Origin of the sequence: Pseudomonas sp. Irchel 3H3, from assembly GCF_900187635.1 — a bacterium.
Classification (GTDB): Bacteria; Pseudomonadota; Gammaproteobacteria; order Pseudomonadales; family Pseudomonadaceae; genus Aquipseudomonas.
In genome coordinates this window covers 37,495-52,593 of record NZ_FYEC01000034.1, presented here as the reverse complement: position 1 = coordinate 52,593, position 15,099 = coordinate 37,495, and the positions used below count along the sequence as shown (strand labels likewise).

At 60.4% G+C, this 15,099-nt stretch carries 14 protein-coding genes and 2 rRNA genes; 4 read left to right on the top strand and 12 right to left on the bottom strand.

Translation table 11 applies throughout. From position 1 onward, the window contains the following. Together CKW24_RS24650 and rrf are read left to right on the top strand one after the other, a co-directional pair. A 23S ribosomal RNA gene (locus tag CKW24_RS24650) occupies positions 1-107 on the top strand; the annotation flags it as partial. A gap of 170 nt (positions 108-277) precedes the next feature. Continuing rightward, positions 278-393: ribosomal RNA gene (gene rrf / locus CKW24_RS24645) — 5S ribosomal RNA — on the top strand. Between the two features lie 63 nt (positions 394-456). Here the strand turns inward: rrf and CKW24_RS24640 are convergent. Then, a complete protein-coding gene (locus tag CKW24_RS24640; protein ID WP_095171068.1) occupies positions 457-810 on the bottom strand; it encodes a DUF2784 domain-containing protein in 354 nt (117 codons plus the stop codon). 215 nt (positions 811-1,025) lie between these two features. Here CKW24_RS24640 and CKW24_RS24635 point away from each other — a divergent pair, with 215 nt between their 5' ends. Next, positions 1,026-1,994, top strand: coding sequence for a hypothetical protein (locus tag CKW24_RS24635; RefSeq protein WP_177440710.1), 969 nt, complete (start codon positions 1,026-1,028; stop codon positions 1,992-1,994). 9 nt (positions 1,995-2,003) lie between these two features. Here CKW24_RS24635 and CKW24_RS24630 read toward each other — a convergent pair whose 3' ends face one another. From CKW24_RS24630 to CKW24_RS24605, 6 genes are all read right to left on the bottom strand, one after another. Further along, positions 2,004-2,558, bottom strand: coding sequence for a membrane integrity-associated transporter subunit PqiC (locus tag CKW24_RS24630; protein ID WP_095171066.1), 555 nt, complete (start codon positions 2,556-2,558; stop codon positions 2,004-2,006). Positions 2,559-2,574: 16 nt separating this feature from the next. Further along, positions 2,575-4,230 carry an intermembrane transport protein PqiB gene (locus CKW24_RS24625; RefSeq protein WP_095171064.1) on the bottom strand — a complete coding sequence of 552 codons (1,656 nt, stop codon included), beginning with the start codon at positions 4,228-4,230 and terminating at the stop codon, positions 2,575-2,577. Further along, entirely contained in the window at positions 4,211-4,855 is a 645-nt protein-coding gene (locus CKW24_RS24620; protein ID WP_095171062.1) for a paraquat-inducible protein A, read from the bottom strand. Before CKW24_RS24620 ends, CKW24_RS24625 begins: the two co-directional genes overlap by 20 nt. Further along, the gene (locus CKW24_RS24615; RefSeq protein ID WP_095171060.1) at positions 4,852-5,448 is read right to left on the bottom strand and encodes a paraquat-inducible protein A; all 597 of its coding nucleotides are present in this window, start codon (positions 5,446-5,448) and stop codon (positions 4,852-4,854) included. Before CKW24_RS24615 ends, CKW24_RS24620 begins: the two co-directional genes overlap by 4 nt. A gap of 163 nt (positions 5,449-5,611) precedes the next feature. Beyond that, on the bottom strand, positions 5,612-6,052 hold the full coding sequence (locus CKW24_RS24610; protein WP_095171058.1) for a CBS domain-containing protein: 441 nt from the start codon (positions 6,050-6,052) through the stop codon (positions 5,612-5,614). A gap of 217 nt (positions 6,053-6,269) precedes the next feature. Beyond that, entirely contained in the window at positions 6,270-6,599 is a 330-nt protein-coding gene (locus tag CKW24_RS24605) for a hypothetical protein (RefSeq protein ID WP_095171056.1), read from the bottom strand. A 600-nt stretch (positions 6,600-7,199) separates the two neighbouring features. Between CKW24_RS24605 and CKW24_RS24600 the strand changes: the two genes are divergently transcribed. Next, complete coding sequence (locus tag CKW24_RS24600; protein ID WP_095171054.1) at positions 7,200-9,563, top strand: DNA polymerase II; 2,364 nt, start codon at positions 7,200-7,202, stop codon at positions 9,561-9,563. Between the two features lie 316 nt (positions 9,564-9,879). Here the strand turns inward: CKW24_RS24600 and CKW24_RS24595 are convergent, their stop codons facing one another. From CKW24_RS24595 to CKW24_RS24575, 5 genes are all read right to left on the bottom strand, one after another. Further along, positions 9,880-10,977, bottom strand: coding sequence for a polyamine ABC transporter substrate-binding protein (locus tag CKW24_RS24595; RefSeq protein ID WP_095171052.1), 1,098 nt, complete (start codon positions 10,975-10,977; stop codon positions 9,880-9,882). An 88-nt stretch (positions 10,978-11,065) separates the two neighbouring features. Further along, positions 11,066-11,950, bottom strand: a complete 885-nt coding sequence (locus CKW24_RS24590) for an ABC transporter permease subunit (RefSeq protein WP_095171050.1) — start codon at positions 11,948-11,950, stop codon at positions 11,066-11,068. Then, positions 11,947-12,828, bottom strand: coding sequence for an ABC transporter permease subunit (locus CKW24_RS24585; protein ID WP_174244614.1), 882 nt, complete (start codon positions 12,826-12,828; stop codon positions 11,947-11,949). The genes CKW24_RS24590 and CKW24_RS24585 overlap by 4 nt, the downstream gene beginning before the upstream one ends. Before the next feature lie 29 nt (positions 12,829-12,857). Then, positions 12,858-14,000, bottom strand: coding sequence for an ABC transporter ATP-binding protein (locus CKW24_RS24580; RefSeq protein WP_095171046.1), 1,143 nt, complete (start codon positions 13,998-14,000; stop codon positions 12,858-12,860). Positions 14,001-14,236: 236 nt separating this feature from the next. After that, positions 14,237-14,998: a gamma-glutamyl-gamma-aminobutyrate hydrolase family protein gene (locus CKW24_RS24575; RefSeq protein ID WP_095171044.1), complete on the bottom strand. Its 762-nt coding sequence runs from the start codon at positions 14,996-14,998 to the stop codon at positions 14,237-14,239. Between the last annotated feature and the right edge of the window lie 101 nt (positions 14,999-15,099).

Here is a 15,099-nt window from a genome sequence, read left to right as displayed (position 1 = left end):
TGAGTCCCCTGAAGGGCCGTCGAAGACTACGACGTTGATAGGTTGGGTGTGTAAGCGCTGTGAGGCGTTGAGCTAACCAATACTAATTGCCCGTGAGGCTTGACCATATAACACCCAAGCAATTTGACTACTTCGAAAGAAGCATCAGATTGCGGTGTGTGAAGACGAAACGAACCGAAAGTTCGAATCTGCTCAAAGCAACGCACAACACCAAAAGCTATCACATCCCCAATTTGCTGAAGCGAGGCCATCTGGCCACGACTCAGTACCCGAATTTCTTGACGACCATAGAGCATTGGAACCACCTGATCCCATCCCGAACTCAGCAGTGAAACGATGCATCGCCGATGGTAGTGTGGGGTTTCCCCATGTGAGAGTAGGTCATCGTCAAGATTAAATTCCGAAACCCCTATCTGCGTATGCAGGTAGGGGTTTTGTTTTTGTCCGCGAGAAAGCTCAGCGCCTGGCCAGGCGCAGGTAGATCAGTCCATTGACCAGCACCACCAGGCCACCGAGGCCTAGCTGGATACTAGGCGTCAGCCCAGCGGGGTAAATCAGGGGCCACAGGTAATGTTCGATGAAACTCTCCTCATACCCGGCCTGGCCGGCACTGCGGCGCATGAGGTTTTCCCAGCGGGTCAGGGGGCAGCTCCAGTGGCAGACTTCAACCAGGGTGCCCCACACTACCGCTGGCAGGTGCCACCAGATCACCGGGCGCCATTTGAACGCGAGCAGGGCGCCGAACAGGACGAACAGAATGAACAGCAAATGCACGAGCAGCAGGCCGTCAGCCGTCAGTCGATAGAGCATGGTGCCTCCCGTCGGTAATTGAGCAGGTTCTTCACCACCTATACTCACCGTACCGTGACCCAAAATGCCAGGCGTTCGATTCGCATTGATGCGTGGCTACGGCTGTCGTGTCATTTGCGGGGAGGACTGCGATCTTGAATCGGCGTGTCCTGTTTTTTACTTTACTGGTCATATTACTGGCTGGATGCTCGACTGCGCGTCGCGTCGAACCGACGGTGCAAGTAGTGATCACGGACGCGACCTGGCAGCAGATTGATAAAGACATCGAAACTGTCTCGTTGTCCTCCAGGGAAACGGTCCGCCAGTACACGCGCAAAGCCATGGAACGGTGGCGCGAGCAGGTGTTCCAGCGCACCGAGAGCGACTTCATTCCCTGGTTTACCAGCTATTGGACCCAGCAATGGCTGGGCATGAAAGTGGGCTGGTACAAGCTCAGCGCCAAGGACGAGAAGGATACAGTGGTCAACCGCCTGACCCTGTACCTGCAGGAGCAGTACCACGAGCGCGTGCTGGATCCGGTGGCCAAGGTCACAGACCCTAACGTGATCATGGGCGACGCCGTCACCCTGTACCTGCAGATGCTCAGTGCCCATCTGGGGGAGATCCAGGAGCATTACGCCGTGCCCCAGGATCAATTCGACCAGCGTCTCAACCGGATACCCGCCATCACCCTGGCACCGCCACCTGCGCGCAATGCTTCGCTGTATCAGATCGTTCACGCCGAACCAGTCAACCGATTGCCGGCTTATCTGGCCCTGATCGAGCAAGTGCGCGGCTCCAATAGTGGGGCAGGGGCCGGGTTGTCGGACGCTGGGATCTCGTCAGTGGCCAAGCGCGCCAGTGAACGGCTCGAGGCGCAGATTGCCTCGCGCAGCGTCGCCAGCGCGGTGGCAGCGGCCGTCGGTCGGGTAGCGGGTGCGGTGATATCGGTGGTCTCGCTGGGCATCGGTGCCATGTCCAATGAAAGCGACCGACCCGAAGCGCAAGCGCAAATGCGCAGAAGCTTGAATGCCGCCTTCGACAAGGCATGGCTGGGCCTGATGGAGAATGAGACCAACGGGGTGATGGCCGGGGTCAACTACATCTCCCGGCAAATCGAAGGTGGCCTGAGAGCTGGCCCGTTGGTAGCGCCCAAGCAGGGTGAAGTGTTCAGCCCCGACACCCCTGGTAGCGCAGTCCAGTGAGCCGGCTGTTCATGGGGAGGTAGGGCAGCGAGTAGTAGTGGCCGCCTGGCTGATGGCTGCGGCCAGGCGTTTCACGTTGTTCTGTTGAGCCACCACCAGGTCGTCGATACTCGGGCCCGAGGGCGTCTGCACGGTGGTGCGGCAATTGAGGAAGCTCTCGCCGTTTTTTCCCTCTTCCATACGCAGGCGCCATTGCGCATCGATAAGCGCGTACTGCCCTGGGACTGAATCGAAGCGCTGCACATCCAGGCGTAAAGACAGCTTGGGCCCAGCGACGGGGCTGGACAGTTGGTCGACCAGGGCATTGCGTAACTCATCCACCAGACTCGCCCCCCACCATTGTGTCTCCAGAATCGCCAAGCCGCTGCTGCCTTGGCGAATGACCATTTGTGGACGGTCGACCTGGGGCGGCACGCTGATCTGCTCGAACTGGATGTTCGCCGACCCATGGGCGCCCGGGGCTGGTTGCGCCGGGAGCAACGTGTGGTAATGAATCGGGTCACTGCGGCACGCCGCAAGTAGCAACAGTGCACTGAGCAACGACACTCTCAACGACAAAGACATGGACCTGCTCCTGTGGTCAGCGGCTCGAAGACGGTTGCAGATTTTGCGCCGGGGCATCTTTCGGACGGCCGCGTAGCAAGGATTCCGGATTTCTGCTCAAGTAGTCGGACAATTCACGCAGCGAGCGTGACATACGCCCCAGTTCATCCAGGGTCTGGGTCAGTTGCTCACGTTGTGGTGAGTCTTCGGCGAGGGTCGAGTTGGCCGACTGCAGGGTTTTGCTCACCTCTTGCAAGGTGTCCTGTACCCCAGGGAGGGTTTTCCCGCTGAATTGCTTGATGCCTTTGCGCATTTCCGTCAGGTTGGCGTCCAGGTTGTTGGCGATCCGCTCGATCGGCAGTCTGTTGATCTTCTCCACCATGGACTGCAATTGCTCCTGCAACTGCTCAAGACTGGCTGGCACGGTCGGGATCATCACTGGGCGCGCAGTGGCATCGAAGACGACTTTTGGCGCTTTCGGGAAGAATTCCAGGGCGATATACAACTGCCCGGTCAACAGGTTGCCGCTACGGGCCTGGGCGCGCAGGCCGTTCTCGACGAAGGTACCCATGAGCCGGATCCCGGCCTGTTCGTCATCGGGATCATGCTTGAGTGCCGCGAGCATTTTCAGGTGCGCACGGCCCAGGCGTTGCGGATAGATGACGATGCCGACATTGATCGGAAAGCTGCGGGTCTTCTCATCGAAATCCAGGTTGATCGCCACCACCTTGCCAATTTCCAGTCCCTGGAACTCAACAGGCGCGTCGACCTTCAGCCCACGCAAGGCCTGATCGAAGCGCAAGGCGAGGAATTGCGGCTTGCCATTGGGCGGGGCGAGTGCGCTTTTCTGGTCCTCGAACAGCTCGTAGCTGGTGTCTTCGACGGCCGGTTTGTCGTCGGGGCTGTAGTCGGGAGCGCGGAAGGTGATGCCCCCCAGCAACAGGGCAGAGAGTGACTCGGTCTTGACCGCGAAGCCATTGGCGCCCACTTCGACATCGATGCCACTGGCGTTCCAGAAGCGGGTGTTATTGGTGACATAGACATCGTTTGGCGAGGTGACGAACACCTCGATGTTCACCCCTTTGCCATCAGCGTCCAGGGCATAGGCCACCACCTGGCCCACGGGAATCTTGCGGTAATAGACCGGCGAGCCGATATCCAGCGAGCCAAGGTCCCGGGTGCGCAGCATGAAGCGCTTGCCGGGCTCGCCATAGGTAATGGGCGGCGGTGCTTCGAGGCCGATAAAGGTCTTGGCGCGATCATTCGACTGGCCGGCGTCGGCGCCGATAAAGTCGCCGGACAGCAGGGTGTCGATACCCGATACCCCGCCGGCGCCAATGCGCGGGCGCACCACCCAGAACTTCGAGTCCTTGCGGGTGAAGGACTCGGCCTGCTTGGCCAGTTTCACCGTGGCATTGACGCTTTTCTGGTCGTCACTGAGTTCGACCTCCGAGACATGGCCAATCACCACGTTACGGTATTTGACCTCGGTCTTGTTGGCGGTCAGGCCTTGCCCGGTCTTGAAGTTGAGGATGATCACGGGGCCTTGTTGCATCACGTTGTGGATCACCAGGGAAATCCCCACCAGCACGGCCACGATCGGCACGATCCACACCAGCGAAACGCTCCAGCGCCGGGTCTTGATGTTGGCTGTGCCGGGTGCTTGCTGCCCGTCAGTGGCTCGCGATTGCATCCATGACCTCCTCGGATTGTCGGTTGTCCCAGATCAGGCGTGGGTCAAAACTCATGGCTGACAGCATGGTGAACACCACCACCATGCCAAAGAACAGAATACCGGCCCGAGGCTCGATATCTCCCAGCGCCTGGAATTTCACCAGTGCGGCCACCAGTGCCACGACGATCACGTCGAGCATGGACCAGTACCCGATCAGTTCGACGAAACGGTACAACTGCGAGCGCTCTTTACGCGCCCAGAGACTGCCACGTTGCGCCGTCACCAGGAGCAGGCTGAGGGCAACAAACTTGACCCCCGGGACGGCGATACTGGCAATGAAAATAATCAGCGCGATGTCCCAGGCGCCGTGTTCCCAGAACTCCAGCACCCCGCCAATGATGGTGCTGTCGGCACCGCTGCCGAGCATGCTGGTGTTCATCACCGGCAACAGGTTGGCCGGGATGTAGAACACCAGGGCCGCCAGCAGAAAGGCCCAGGTGCGGGCCAGGGAGTTGGTTTTGCGTCGGTGCAACGGCGCATCGCAGCGCTCACATGTGTGGGGTTCGTCGCGCATGTCGCAAGCCAGGCCACAGCTGTGACATAGGCACAGGTTGAGGTCGCGTGCCTCGGGCAGGGTGTTCATAGGATGTCCCACAGTTCGCGTACATCGCGTCCGGCAATGCGGATCAGCAACAGGCTCAGGATTGCCAGGGCAAACAGACCCAAGCCTGGCACCACATCCAGCAGGCCGGCGAGTTTGAACACTGCCACCATGGCCCCCAGCAAGCAGACCTCGAGCATGCTCCATGGCCGCAGCGTTTCCAGCCAGCGCATACACAGTTTGAAGGCCGGCGAGCGCCGGGACGCCAGGGCGAAACTCAAGACCCAGATCAACAGCAACAACTGGAAAACTGGCGCAATGATGATGGAGATGGCCGCCACCAGGGCGATGAAGGTAATCGGCCCATCACTCAGGGCCACCACCGAGTCCCAGAGCGTGGCACTGTTCTTCAGGCCCTTCAGGCTGATGCTCATCACCGGATAGAAGTTGGCGAACACCCACAGCACCGCGGCTGTCAGGGTCAGCGCCAGGCGTTGTTGTACCGACAGGCCGTTGTAGCGCTGCAGCACACCGCCACAGCGCTGGCACAGGGCAGTCTGGTGTTTGGCAAGCGTGGCTTTTTCATACACGCCATCGCAGTGCTCACAGATGATCAGTGTGTCAGTCCTGGCCATGGTTAGCACTCAAGGGGAGGCAGAAGCTTCAGGGGCGTTAAATGAATATAGAAGTGCCTCGCCATAGAGCAAATATAAAGTTTGCCGAGGCCAGCACCTGGCTGAAACGAAAAACTGCGCGTCCTCGCCATGAGGGCGCGCAGCCCATAAGAGAAAGGGCTAGTTACTCGCCGCGAATGTACTGCTCCAACTGCTGGATCAGTTCGGCCTGTTCGGCAATGGCTTCCTTGACCAGGTCGCCGATCGACAGCAAGCCCAGCAACTGGCCGTCCTCGACCACCGGCAAGTGGCGCAGGTGCTTGTCGGTCATGATGTTCATGCAGGTCTGCACGCTTTGATGGGAGTCTACGGTGATCACCGGCGAGTTCATGATTTCACTGACCGGCGTGCCGACCGAGGAGCGGCCCTTGAGTACCAGCTTGCGCGCGTAGTCCCGTTCGCTGATCACCCCGACAATATTGCCGTCTTCGAGCACCGGTAGGGCGCCGACGTTTTTTGCCGCCATCACCATCAGCGCTTCCAGCACCATCTGATGGGAATTGATGGTGTGGACCTGCTGGTTCTGCTGGGCCTTGAGCTTGAGCAGTTGCGCGACTGTCTTCATGGAGGAGCCTCTGCGAGGTGGTAATGGTTGGCAGGCGCCTTACGCCCGGACACCCATACAGAATCATAGACGCCAGCCTGCGGGACAAGTAGGCAAAGCGGCATTTACCTGCTCTGTCTGCGTCATCGAGGTGCGGTATCAGCGCTGGCTGGCGGAAAACAGCGACAAAAAAGCCGCTGACAACTTGTTAAGGTCATCAGCGGCTGTGCAGAACAACTCAGCAGTAGCGGTCGATGACACACACTTCAGGTTTGGCCTGCAGGTGCTGCCACTCCTGGGTCAGAGTGGCCAGAACGCGACCGACATAGTCTTTGTCGGCGGCGGCTTTTTTGCCGACATAACCCTGGCCGCGACGGTACATCTTCAGTCGGGCACGCAAGTCATGGTTGTTCTTGGCGAACTCGTCTTCATGGGCGTGGGGCGACAGGCAGTCGATATGCACCTGGCCAGATTTGGCAATCCACAGGATATGGCTGTCGTGGCTGTCTTTATGCGCTGCGAACATACGAGCCAGTTCATCAATAGTCGGTTGATTGTTCAGATTCATGTTAAAGCCCCTTGACCAATGTTTGATCTGTCTAGTTGATTCGCTAATTCACTTCTCTACTTCGGTAAGTTGATATCTGGTACCGAAACCAGGGCGACAGTGGTTGTCTGCCGAATATCGGCAGGGCCTTGAGCAGGATGCATGTAGTCTTGCCGAGAAACTGCTACGCACTTGCGGCACAGCGGGGGAGAAACGACGATTGCCTGGAAGTTGCTACCGATACCACTTACTCGGCCACAAGCATCTTGAGGATTGATCGCCGGCGTTTCTCGTCCGTGTAGTGGACGCACATGCCAGGTCAGCTTCATCAATCTGCCTTGTGGGCAGTACACATCCGGGAACAGCTCGGCGGTCAGTCGAGCCTTTTCACAACACTTTTGCCTGTGCTCCCGATCGGGGAGGTGTCTGCATCATGCAAGGGGAAAAACTCCTCGTCAACGGTTTTGTAGTGAAATATTTCATTCACTACAAAAATAATATCGAGGCCTGCGAGGAGGGATTTAACCTTGTCCTACAATCCCTTGCGTCACTCATGCAAAGGTCACGTGAAGCAGCAATGACGCGTAGAATCGAAGGCCAATCATCTTCGAGGTTGTTGCGGTGGATTTACAGCAGGGCTTCGTCCTGACCCGGCATTGGCGCGACACCCCGACCGGCACCTACGTGGAGTTCTGGCTGGCGACCGATGCCGGGCCGCGCCAGGTGCGCCTGCCCGTGCAGACCTCGGTGGCGTTTATCCCGGAACTGTACCGTGAACGCACCCAGGAACTGGTGCGCGGCGAGCCGGGTGTGGAACTGCGGCCTCTGGGGTTGCAGGACTTCCAGCACCGCCCGGTGTTCGGTCTGTACTGCCCGCAACACCGCCAGTTGATGCACCTGGAGTCGGTGCTGCGTCGGGCGGGCGTCGAAGTTTTCGAGGCTGACATCCGCCCGCCGGAGCGCTACCTGATGGAGCGCTTCATCACCGCCCCCGTGTCGTTCAGCGGTACGGCCGGCGACGGTGACCTGTTGCTCGAAACCCATCTCAAGCCAGCGCCGGATTACCGTCCACGCCTGAAGCTGGTGTCGTTGGACATCGAGACCACCGAGCAAGCCGAGTTGTACTCGATTGCCCTTGAAGGTTGCGGGCAGCGCCAGGTCTACATGCTCGGCGCACCCAACGGCGAGGCCGGCGCCGTCGACTTCGACCTGGAGTACTGCGACTCGCGGGCCACGCTGTTGAAGAAACTCAACCAATGGTTCGCCCAACACGACCCTGACGCGATCATCGGCTGGAACCTGGTGCAGTTTGACCTGCGGGTGCTGCACGAGCATGCCCGGCGCCTGGCGGTGCCGTTGCGCCTGGGACGTGGTGGCGAGGAGATGCAGTGGCGTGAACACGGTTCGGGCAACAATCACTATTTTGCCGCGGCGGCGGGCCGGCTGATCATTGACGGCATCGAGTCCCTGCGTTCGGCGACCTGGAGTTTCCCCTCGTTCAGCCTGGAGAACGTCGCACAGACCCTGCTCGGTGAAGGCAAGTCCATCGACAACCCCTACCAGCGCATGGACGAAATCAACCGCATGTTCGCCGAGGACAAGCCGGCCCTGGCGCGCTACAACCTCAAGGACTGTGAGCTGGTAACGCGGATCTTCGCCAAGACCGAACTGCTGACCTTCCTGCTGGAGCGGGCCAGTGTCACCGGACTGCCCGCCGACCGCAGTGGCGGCTCGGTGGCGGCCTTCACCCACCTGTACATGCCGCTGATGCATCGCCAGGGGTTTGTTGCGCCGAACCAGGGCGAGCGCCCACCCCAGGCCAGCCCCGGCGGGTTTGTCATGGATTCGCAGCCGGGCCTGTACGAGTCGGTGCTGGTACTCGACTACAAGAGCCTGTACCCCTCGATCATCCGCACCTTCCTGATTGATCCCGTAGGCCTGATCGAAGGCCTGCGTCACCCGGACGACAGTGAGTCGGTGCCAGGTTTTCGCGGGGCGCGTTTCTCGCGGACCCGGCATTGCCTGCCGGCCATCGTCGCGCGCGTTTCCGAAGGCCGGGAAGTGGCCAAGCGTGAACAGAACGCGCCGCTGTCCCAGGCGCTGAAGATCATCATGAACGCCTTCTACGGCGTGCTGGGCTCCAGCGGCTGCCGTTTCTTCGACACCCGCCTGGCATCCTCGATCACCTTGCGTGGGCACGAGATCATGCAGCGCACCCGGCAACTGATCGAGGCCCAGGGGCATGCGGTGATCTACGGCGACACCGACTCCACGTTCGTCTGGTTGCGCCGGGCCCACGGCCAGGAAGAAGCGGCGCAGATCGGTCAAGCCCTGGTGGCCCACGTCAACCAGTGGTGGCGCGAACACCTGCTGGCCGAGTTCGGCTTGCACAGTGTGCTGGAGCTGCAATACGAAACCCATTTCCGGCGCTTCCTGATGCCGACCATCCGGGGGGCAGAGGAGGGCAGCAAGAAGCGCTACGCCGGCTTGGTGATGCATGCCGACGGCAGCGAGCAAATGGTCTACAAAGGCCTGGAGACGGTGCGCACCGACTGGTCGCCGTTGGCCCGGCAGTTCCAGCAGGAACTCTACTCGCGCATCTTCCACCGCCAGCCCTATCAGGACTATGTGCGTGAGTTCGTCCGCGCCACCGTAGCCGGCAAGCAGGACCCATTGCTGATCTACCGCAAGCGTCTGCGTCGGCCCCTGGACGACTATGAACGCAACGTACCGCCCCATGTGCGGGCGGCACGCATCGCCGACGAGTACAACGCCCAGCAGGGGCGACCGCGCCAGTACCAGCGGGGTGGCTGGATCAGCTACCTGATCACTGTCGCCGGTCCCGAACCCCTGGAAACCCGCAGCGCGCCGATCGACTATGAGCATTACGTCAGCCGCCAACTGCAGCCGGTGGCGGATGCGATCCTGCCGTTTGTCGACGACGACTTCAGCACCCTGGTTGGCGGGCAGATGGGCTTGTTCTAGGCAAGGCTGCAGACGTAAAAAAGCGCCCCGAAGGGCGTAATGCCGATCAGTTAAGCGACGCCGACCATTGTGGGAGCGAGCTTGCTCGCGATGAACTTGAAAGCGCCGCGTGTTTATCCATTTACGCGTTATCGTTCACGTCCATCGCGAGCAAGCTCGCTCCCACATAGGTGGTCGTTTTTCCTTAACTGATCGGCATTACCCGAAGGGCGCCTGAATCACCGTGACCGAGGGAGCCCGGTGAGTCCGTTCGTGTGGCAACAGCGCTGCTGCATGAACGGTGTTGCACGCCGCGCCCCCGACGGGCGCGGCAGGTTTACTTGCCGAGTTTTACCCGGGTCCAGCCGCGGGTCATGATCCGTTGCGTGGCGATGGGCATGTCCGGCACGGCATACAGGGTCGCCATTACCGCTTGCGACGGATACGAACCCGGGTCGTTGCGAATCGCTTCGTCCACCAGCGGGGTCGCGGCCGCGTTGGCGTTACTGTAGCCGACGCTGTTGGTGATCTCGGCCATGATGTCCGGGCGCATCAGGAAGTTCATGAACTGGTAGGCATTGTCGACGTTGGCCGCATCCCGCGGGATGGCGACCATGTCATAGAAGCTGCCGGCGCCTTCCTTGGGAATGCTGTAGTCGACCTTGACCTTGCCCCCGGCTTCCTCGGCGCGGGCCTTGGCTTGCAGCACGTCGCCGGAATAACCGACCGCCACGCAGATATTGCCGTTGGCCAGGTCGGAGATGTACTTGGACGAATGGAAGTACGCCACCGACGGGCGAATCTTCATGAACAGCGCTTCGGCTTCGCTGATCTGCTGCTTGTCCTGGGTGTTCACCGGGTAGCCCAGGTAGTGCAGGGCGGCCGGGAGCATTTCGGTGGGCGAATCGAGGAAGCTGATGCCGCAGGCCTTGAGCTTGGCTGCGTTCTCGGGCTTGAACAGCAGGTCCCAGGAATTCACCGGGGCGTCGGCGCCCAATACTTCGCGAACCTTGTCCGGGTTGAAGCCGATGCCGATCGAGCCCCACATGTAGGGGAAAGCGTGGCCGTTGTCCGGGTCGCTGGCCGCTGCGTTTTTCAGCAGCACCGGGTTGAGGTTCTTCCAGTTCGACAGTTTTGACTTGTCCAGCGTCTGGTAGACCCCGGCCTTGATCTGCTTGGCCAGGAAGCTGTTGGACGGCACCACGATGTCGTACCCGGATTTACCGGCGAGCAGGCGTGCCTCAAGGGTTTCGTTGCTGTCGAAGACATCGTAGGTCACGCTGATGCCCGTCTCGTCTTCGAACTTCTTGACGGTGTCCGGGGCGATATAGTCGGACCAGTTGTAGACGCGCAGAACCTTGTCATTGGCCTGGGCGCCCGTGGCAATCGCGCCCAATAAGGACAGTGTCAGCAGAGTCCTGCCAAGCATTTTCATCGGTACAGCTCCATTTTCTTCTTATACGAATAACGTAAAGCGTGGGTAAAACCGCTGGCGAGCAAGCGTGCTCTCTCGCCAGCGGGCATCAGGCCGTTGCGCCAGTCATGGGCTTGGCGGCGGGCTGCCAGGATTCACTGGCGGTCTGGTCCATGGCGTCCTGGATCGCCCGTTTGCGATTGGCTTCGGCCTTGCGGCTGAAGTACCAGACCAGGAAGGTCACCAGCGATACTGCCAGCAAAATCAGGCTGGCCACCGCGTTGATCTCGGGTTTGACCCCAAGACGCACCGCCGAGAACACTTCCATCGGCAAGGTCGTGGACCCCGGACCCGAGACGAAGCTGGCCAGCACCAGGTCATCCAGCGACAAGGCGAACGACATCATGCCGCCCGCTGCCAGCGAGGGCGCGATCATCGGGATGGTGATCAGGAAGAACACCTTCAACGGCCGTGCCCCCAGGTCCATCGCCGCTTCTTCGATCGACAGGTCCAGTTCGCGCAAACGCGCGGAGACTACCACTGCCACATAGGCGGCACAAAATGTGGTGTGGGCGATCCAGATGGTGACGATGCCACGTTCCATCGGCCAGCCGATCATCTGTGCCATGGCCACGAACAGCAGCAACAACGACAGGCCGGTGATCACTTCTGGCATCACCAACGGCGCGGTGACCAGGCCGCCAAACAGGGTGCGACCCTTGAAGCGGGTGACCCGGGTCAGCACGAACGCGGCCAACGTCCCCAGCGCCACCGCGGCAATCGCGGTGTAGCAGGCGATTTCCAGCGAGCGCAGTACCGAGCCCATCAGTTGGCTGTTGTCCAGCAGGCCGACGTACCACTTCACCGACCAGCCGCCCCAGACCGTTACCAGTTTCGAGGCGTTGAACGAGTAAATCACCAGAATCAGCATGGGCAGGTAGATGAACGCCAGGCCCAATACCAGCATCAATCGGGAAAATCCGAAACGCTTCATGCCCGTCCCTCCATCTCTTTGGCCTGGCTGCGGTTGAACAGAATGATCGGCACGATCAGGATCGCCAGCATCACCACCGCCAGGGCGGATGCCACCGGCCAGTCACGGTTGTTGAAGAACTCTTGCCACAGCACGCGACCGATCATCAGGGTTTCCGGGCCGCCCAGCAGTTCCGGAATCACAAACTCGCCCACCACCGGGATGAACACCAGCATGCAGCCTGCGATGATGCCGTTCCTGGCCAGCGGCACGGTGATCTTCCAGAAGCTGTTGAAGGTGCTCGAACCCAGGTCGGACGCGGCTTCCAGCAGGCTCTGGTCATGCTTGACCAGGTTGGCGTACAGCGGCAGCACCATGAACGGCAAGTAGGCGTAGACCACGCCGATGTACACCGCAGTGTTGGTGTTGAGGATTTCGATCGGGTGCGAGGTCAAGCCGGTCCACATCAGGAAGCCATTGAGCAGGCCGTTGTTGCTCAAGATGCCCATCCACGCATAGACGCGAATCAGGATCGCCGTCCAGGTCGGCATCATGATCAGCAGCAACAGCACGTTCTGCGCTTCCTTGCTGGCCTTGGAAATCGCGTAGGCCATCGGGAAGCCAAGCACCAGGCACATCACGGTGCTGAGCAAGGCGACTTTCAACGAGCCCAGGTACGCCGAGATATACAACTCATCGGCGGCGAGCATCGTGTAGTTGCCCAGGTTGAGCATCAGTTCGAACTTCTGCTCGGCGAAGCTGTAGATCTCGGAGTAGGGCGGAATAGCCAGTGCAGCTTCGGAAAAACTGATCTTCATCACCAGGAAGAACGGCAGCATGAAGAACAGGAACAGCCACAGGAACGGCAGGCCGATCACGACTTTGCGCCCACTGGGCAGAAACCGCTGGAACTGCTGAGTGAGAGTGTTCATGCGCGCAGTACCACGCCGCTGTCGTCTTCCCACCAGACGTAGACCTGATCGTCCCAGGTCGGTCGGGCGCCGCGGCGCTCGGCGTTGGCCATGAACGACTGGACGACCTTGCCGCCAGGCAGCTCGACATAGAACACCGAGTGCCCGCCGAGGTAGGCAATGTCCTGCACCTTACCCCGGGACCAGTTGTAGCGACTCTCGGGTTTTGTGCTGCTGACCAGCATTTTTTCCGGGCGGATGGCGTAGGTGATCGACTTGTCCTGCACCGAGGTGCTGACGCCATGGCCGACGTAGATCTGCTGCTCCAGGTCCGGGCAGTGAATGATCGCGTGGCCTTCCAGGTCTTCCACCACCGTCCCGTCGAAGGCGTTCACGTTGCCGATGAACTCGCAGACCATGCGGCTCACCGGGGCCTCATAGATGTCCACCGGGCTGCCGATTTGCGCGATCCAGCCCAGGTGCATGATGGCGATACGTTCGGCCATGGTCATGGCCTCTTCCTGATCGTGGGTCACCATCACGCAGGTCACGCCGACCCGCTCGATGATTTCCACCAGTTCCAGCTGCATCTGCGAGCGCAGTTTTTTATCCAGCGCCCCCATCGGCTCGTCGAGCAGCAGCAGCTTGGGCCGCTTGGCCAGGGAGCGGGCGAGGGCGACACGCTGGCGCTGGCCACCGGACAGTTGGTGTGGCTTGCGCTTGGCGTACTGGGTCATGTGCACCAGGCGCAGCATCTCCTCGACACGGGCGTCGATTTCGCTGGCGGGCAAACGGTCCTGCTTGAGGCCAAAGGCGATGTTCTGCGCCACCGTCATGTGCGGGAACAGGGCGTAGGACTGGAACATCATGTTGATCGGCCGCTCGTAGGGCGGCATGTCGGTGATGTCGACGCCGTCGAGCAGGATCCGTCCTTCGGTGGGGCGCTCGAATCCAGCGAGCATGCGCAGCAGGGTCGATTTGCCCGAACCGGAGCCGCCGAGCAGGGCAAAGATTTCGCCTTGATGGATGTCCAGGGACACATCGTCCACCGCCGTGGTTTCGTCGAACTTCTTGGTGACACGATCGACTCGTACCAGCACCTTTTTCGGTTGCTGATGACCCTCAAGAGCCTTCCTGTAAATGCTGGAGGCGTTTGCCATGTGAAACTCCCAACAGGTTTCAGTCGCCGGGCCAACGCGGCCTGACTTAATAGTTGATTGCCAATCGCCAGGTGCCACCTGGAGGTGCGCATGGCGATTCGACTGGTTCGGCACCGCCGTCCTGGCTGCCTGGTCGTGCTTGTTGTTATTGCGGTGTGTGGCTATTGCGAGAAACGGGCGCGCGAAGGCACGCCCGCCAGACTCGCGGGGGTAGAAATACCGGGTTGTGGTTTAGCTCAGCGTGCGTGTCGCAGCGTCGCCCGTTGCCGGCAAGCTGCGCCGAACGCCTGGAAAATCGTCAGGTACGCAGGATTGTCCAGCACTTGCCATTCCGGGTGCCATTGCACGCCGAGGGCGAAGGCCTTGCTGTGCGTCACCGAGATCGCCTCGATCAAGCCGTCCGGCGCGATGGCCTCGGCACGCAGGCCTGGCGCCAACCGGTCGATACCCTGGCTGTGAATCGAGTTGACCTGGAATGTCGCGGGCAGCTCCAGCGCCTCGAATACACCGCCCGGCTGCACGCTGACCGCGTGGGCCGGTGCGTATTGCACCGCCAGGTCCGGGTGATTTGCTTCGCGGTGATCGAGCATGCCCGGCAACTCATGCACCTTCTGGTGCAGGCTGCCGCCGAACGCGACGTTCATTTCCTGGAAGCCCCGGCAGATCCCGAGCACCGGAACGCCCGCCGCGATGGCAGCACGTAATAGAGGAAGGGTGGTGGCGTCCCGTGCCGGATCGTGATCCGTGCCGGGAGCGCTGGCCGGGCCTTGATAGTGCAAAGGCTCCACGTTCGATGGCGAGCCGGTCAGCAACAGGCCGTCGAGTTGACCGAGCAGGTCGTCGATTTCAGTCAGGTTGCCCAGGGAAGGAATGACCACAGGCAGCCCCAGCGCCGCGACGCTGACAGCACGCAAGTACTTGTCACCGCTGACGTGGTAGGGGTGCAGGCCAATCTGTTTGACGCACGCAGTAACGCCGATCAATGGCTTGAATGCCATTTTTATCACCTCGAAGTTTCACACTTGAACGAGCTTTTCCAGAGCTTAGCCTCGTTGATTTTTTTTAACAACTCTCATGTAAATAATTCTAAACGGCTGGA

Bases quoted from the DNA above. Each gene is read 5' to 3' on its own strand.
- CKW24_RS24580 (WP_095171046.1), bottom strand. From the start codon at position 14,000: ATGGCAAACGCCTCCAGCATTTACAGGAAGGCTCTTGAGGGTCATCAG.
- CKW24_RS24630 (WP_095171066.1), bottom strand. From the start codon at position 2,558: ATGTCTTTGTCGTTGAGAGTGTCGTTGCTCAGTGCACTGTTGCTACTT.
- CKW24_RS24605 (WP_095171056.1), bottom strand. From the start codon at position 6,599: ATGAATCTGAACAATCAACCGACTATTGATGAACTGGCTCGTATGTTC.
- CKW24_RS24625 (WP_095171064.1), bottom strand. From the start codon at position 4,230: ATGCAATCGCGAGCCACTGACGGGCAGCAAGCACCCGGCACAGCCAAC.
- CKW24_RS24575 (WP_095171044.1), bottom strand. From the start codon at position 14,998: ATGGCATTCAAGCCATTGATCGGCGTTACTGCGTGCGTCAAACAGATT.
- CKW24_RS24610 (WP_095171058.1), bottom strand. From the start codon at position 6,052: ATGAAGACAGTCGCGCAACTGCTCAAGCTCAAGGCCCAGCAGAACCAG.
- CKW24_RS24640 (WP_095171068.1), bottom strand. From the start codon at position 810: ATGCTCTATCGACTGACGGCTGACGGCCTGCTGCTCGTGCATTTGCTG.
- CKW24_RS24620 (WP_095171062.1), bottom strand. From the start codon at position 4,855: ATGAACACCCTGCCCGAGGCACGCGACCTCAACCTGTGCCTATGTCAC.
- CKW24_RS24595 (WP_095171052.1), bottom strand. From the start codon at position 10,977: ATGAAAATGCTTGGCAGGACTCTGCTGACACTGTCCTTATTGGGCGCG.
- CKW24_RS24615 (WP_095171060.1), bottom strand. From the start codon at position 5,448: ATGGCCAGGACTGACACACTGATCATCTGTGAGCACTGCGATGGCGTG.
- CKW24_RS24590 (WP_095171050.1), bottom strand. From the start codon at position 11,950: ATGAAGCGTTTCGGATTTTCCCGATTGATGCTGGTATTGGGCCTGGCG.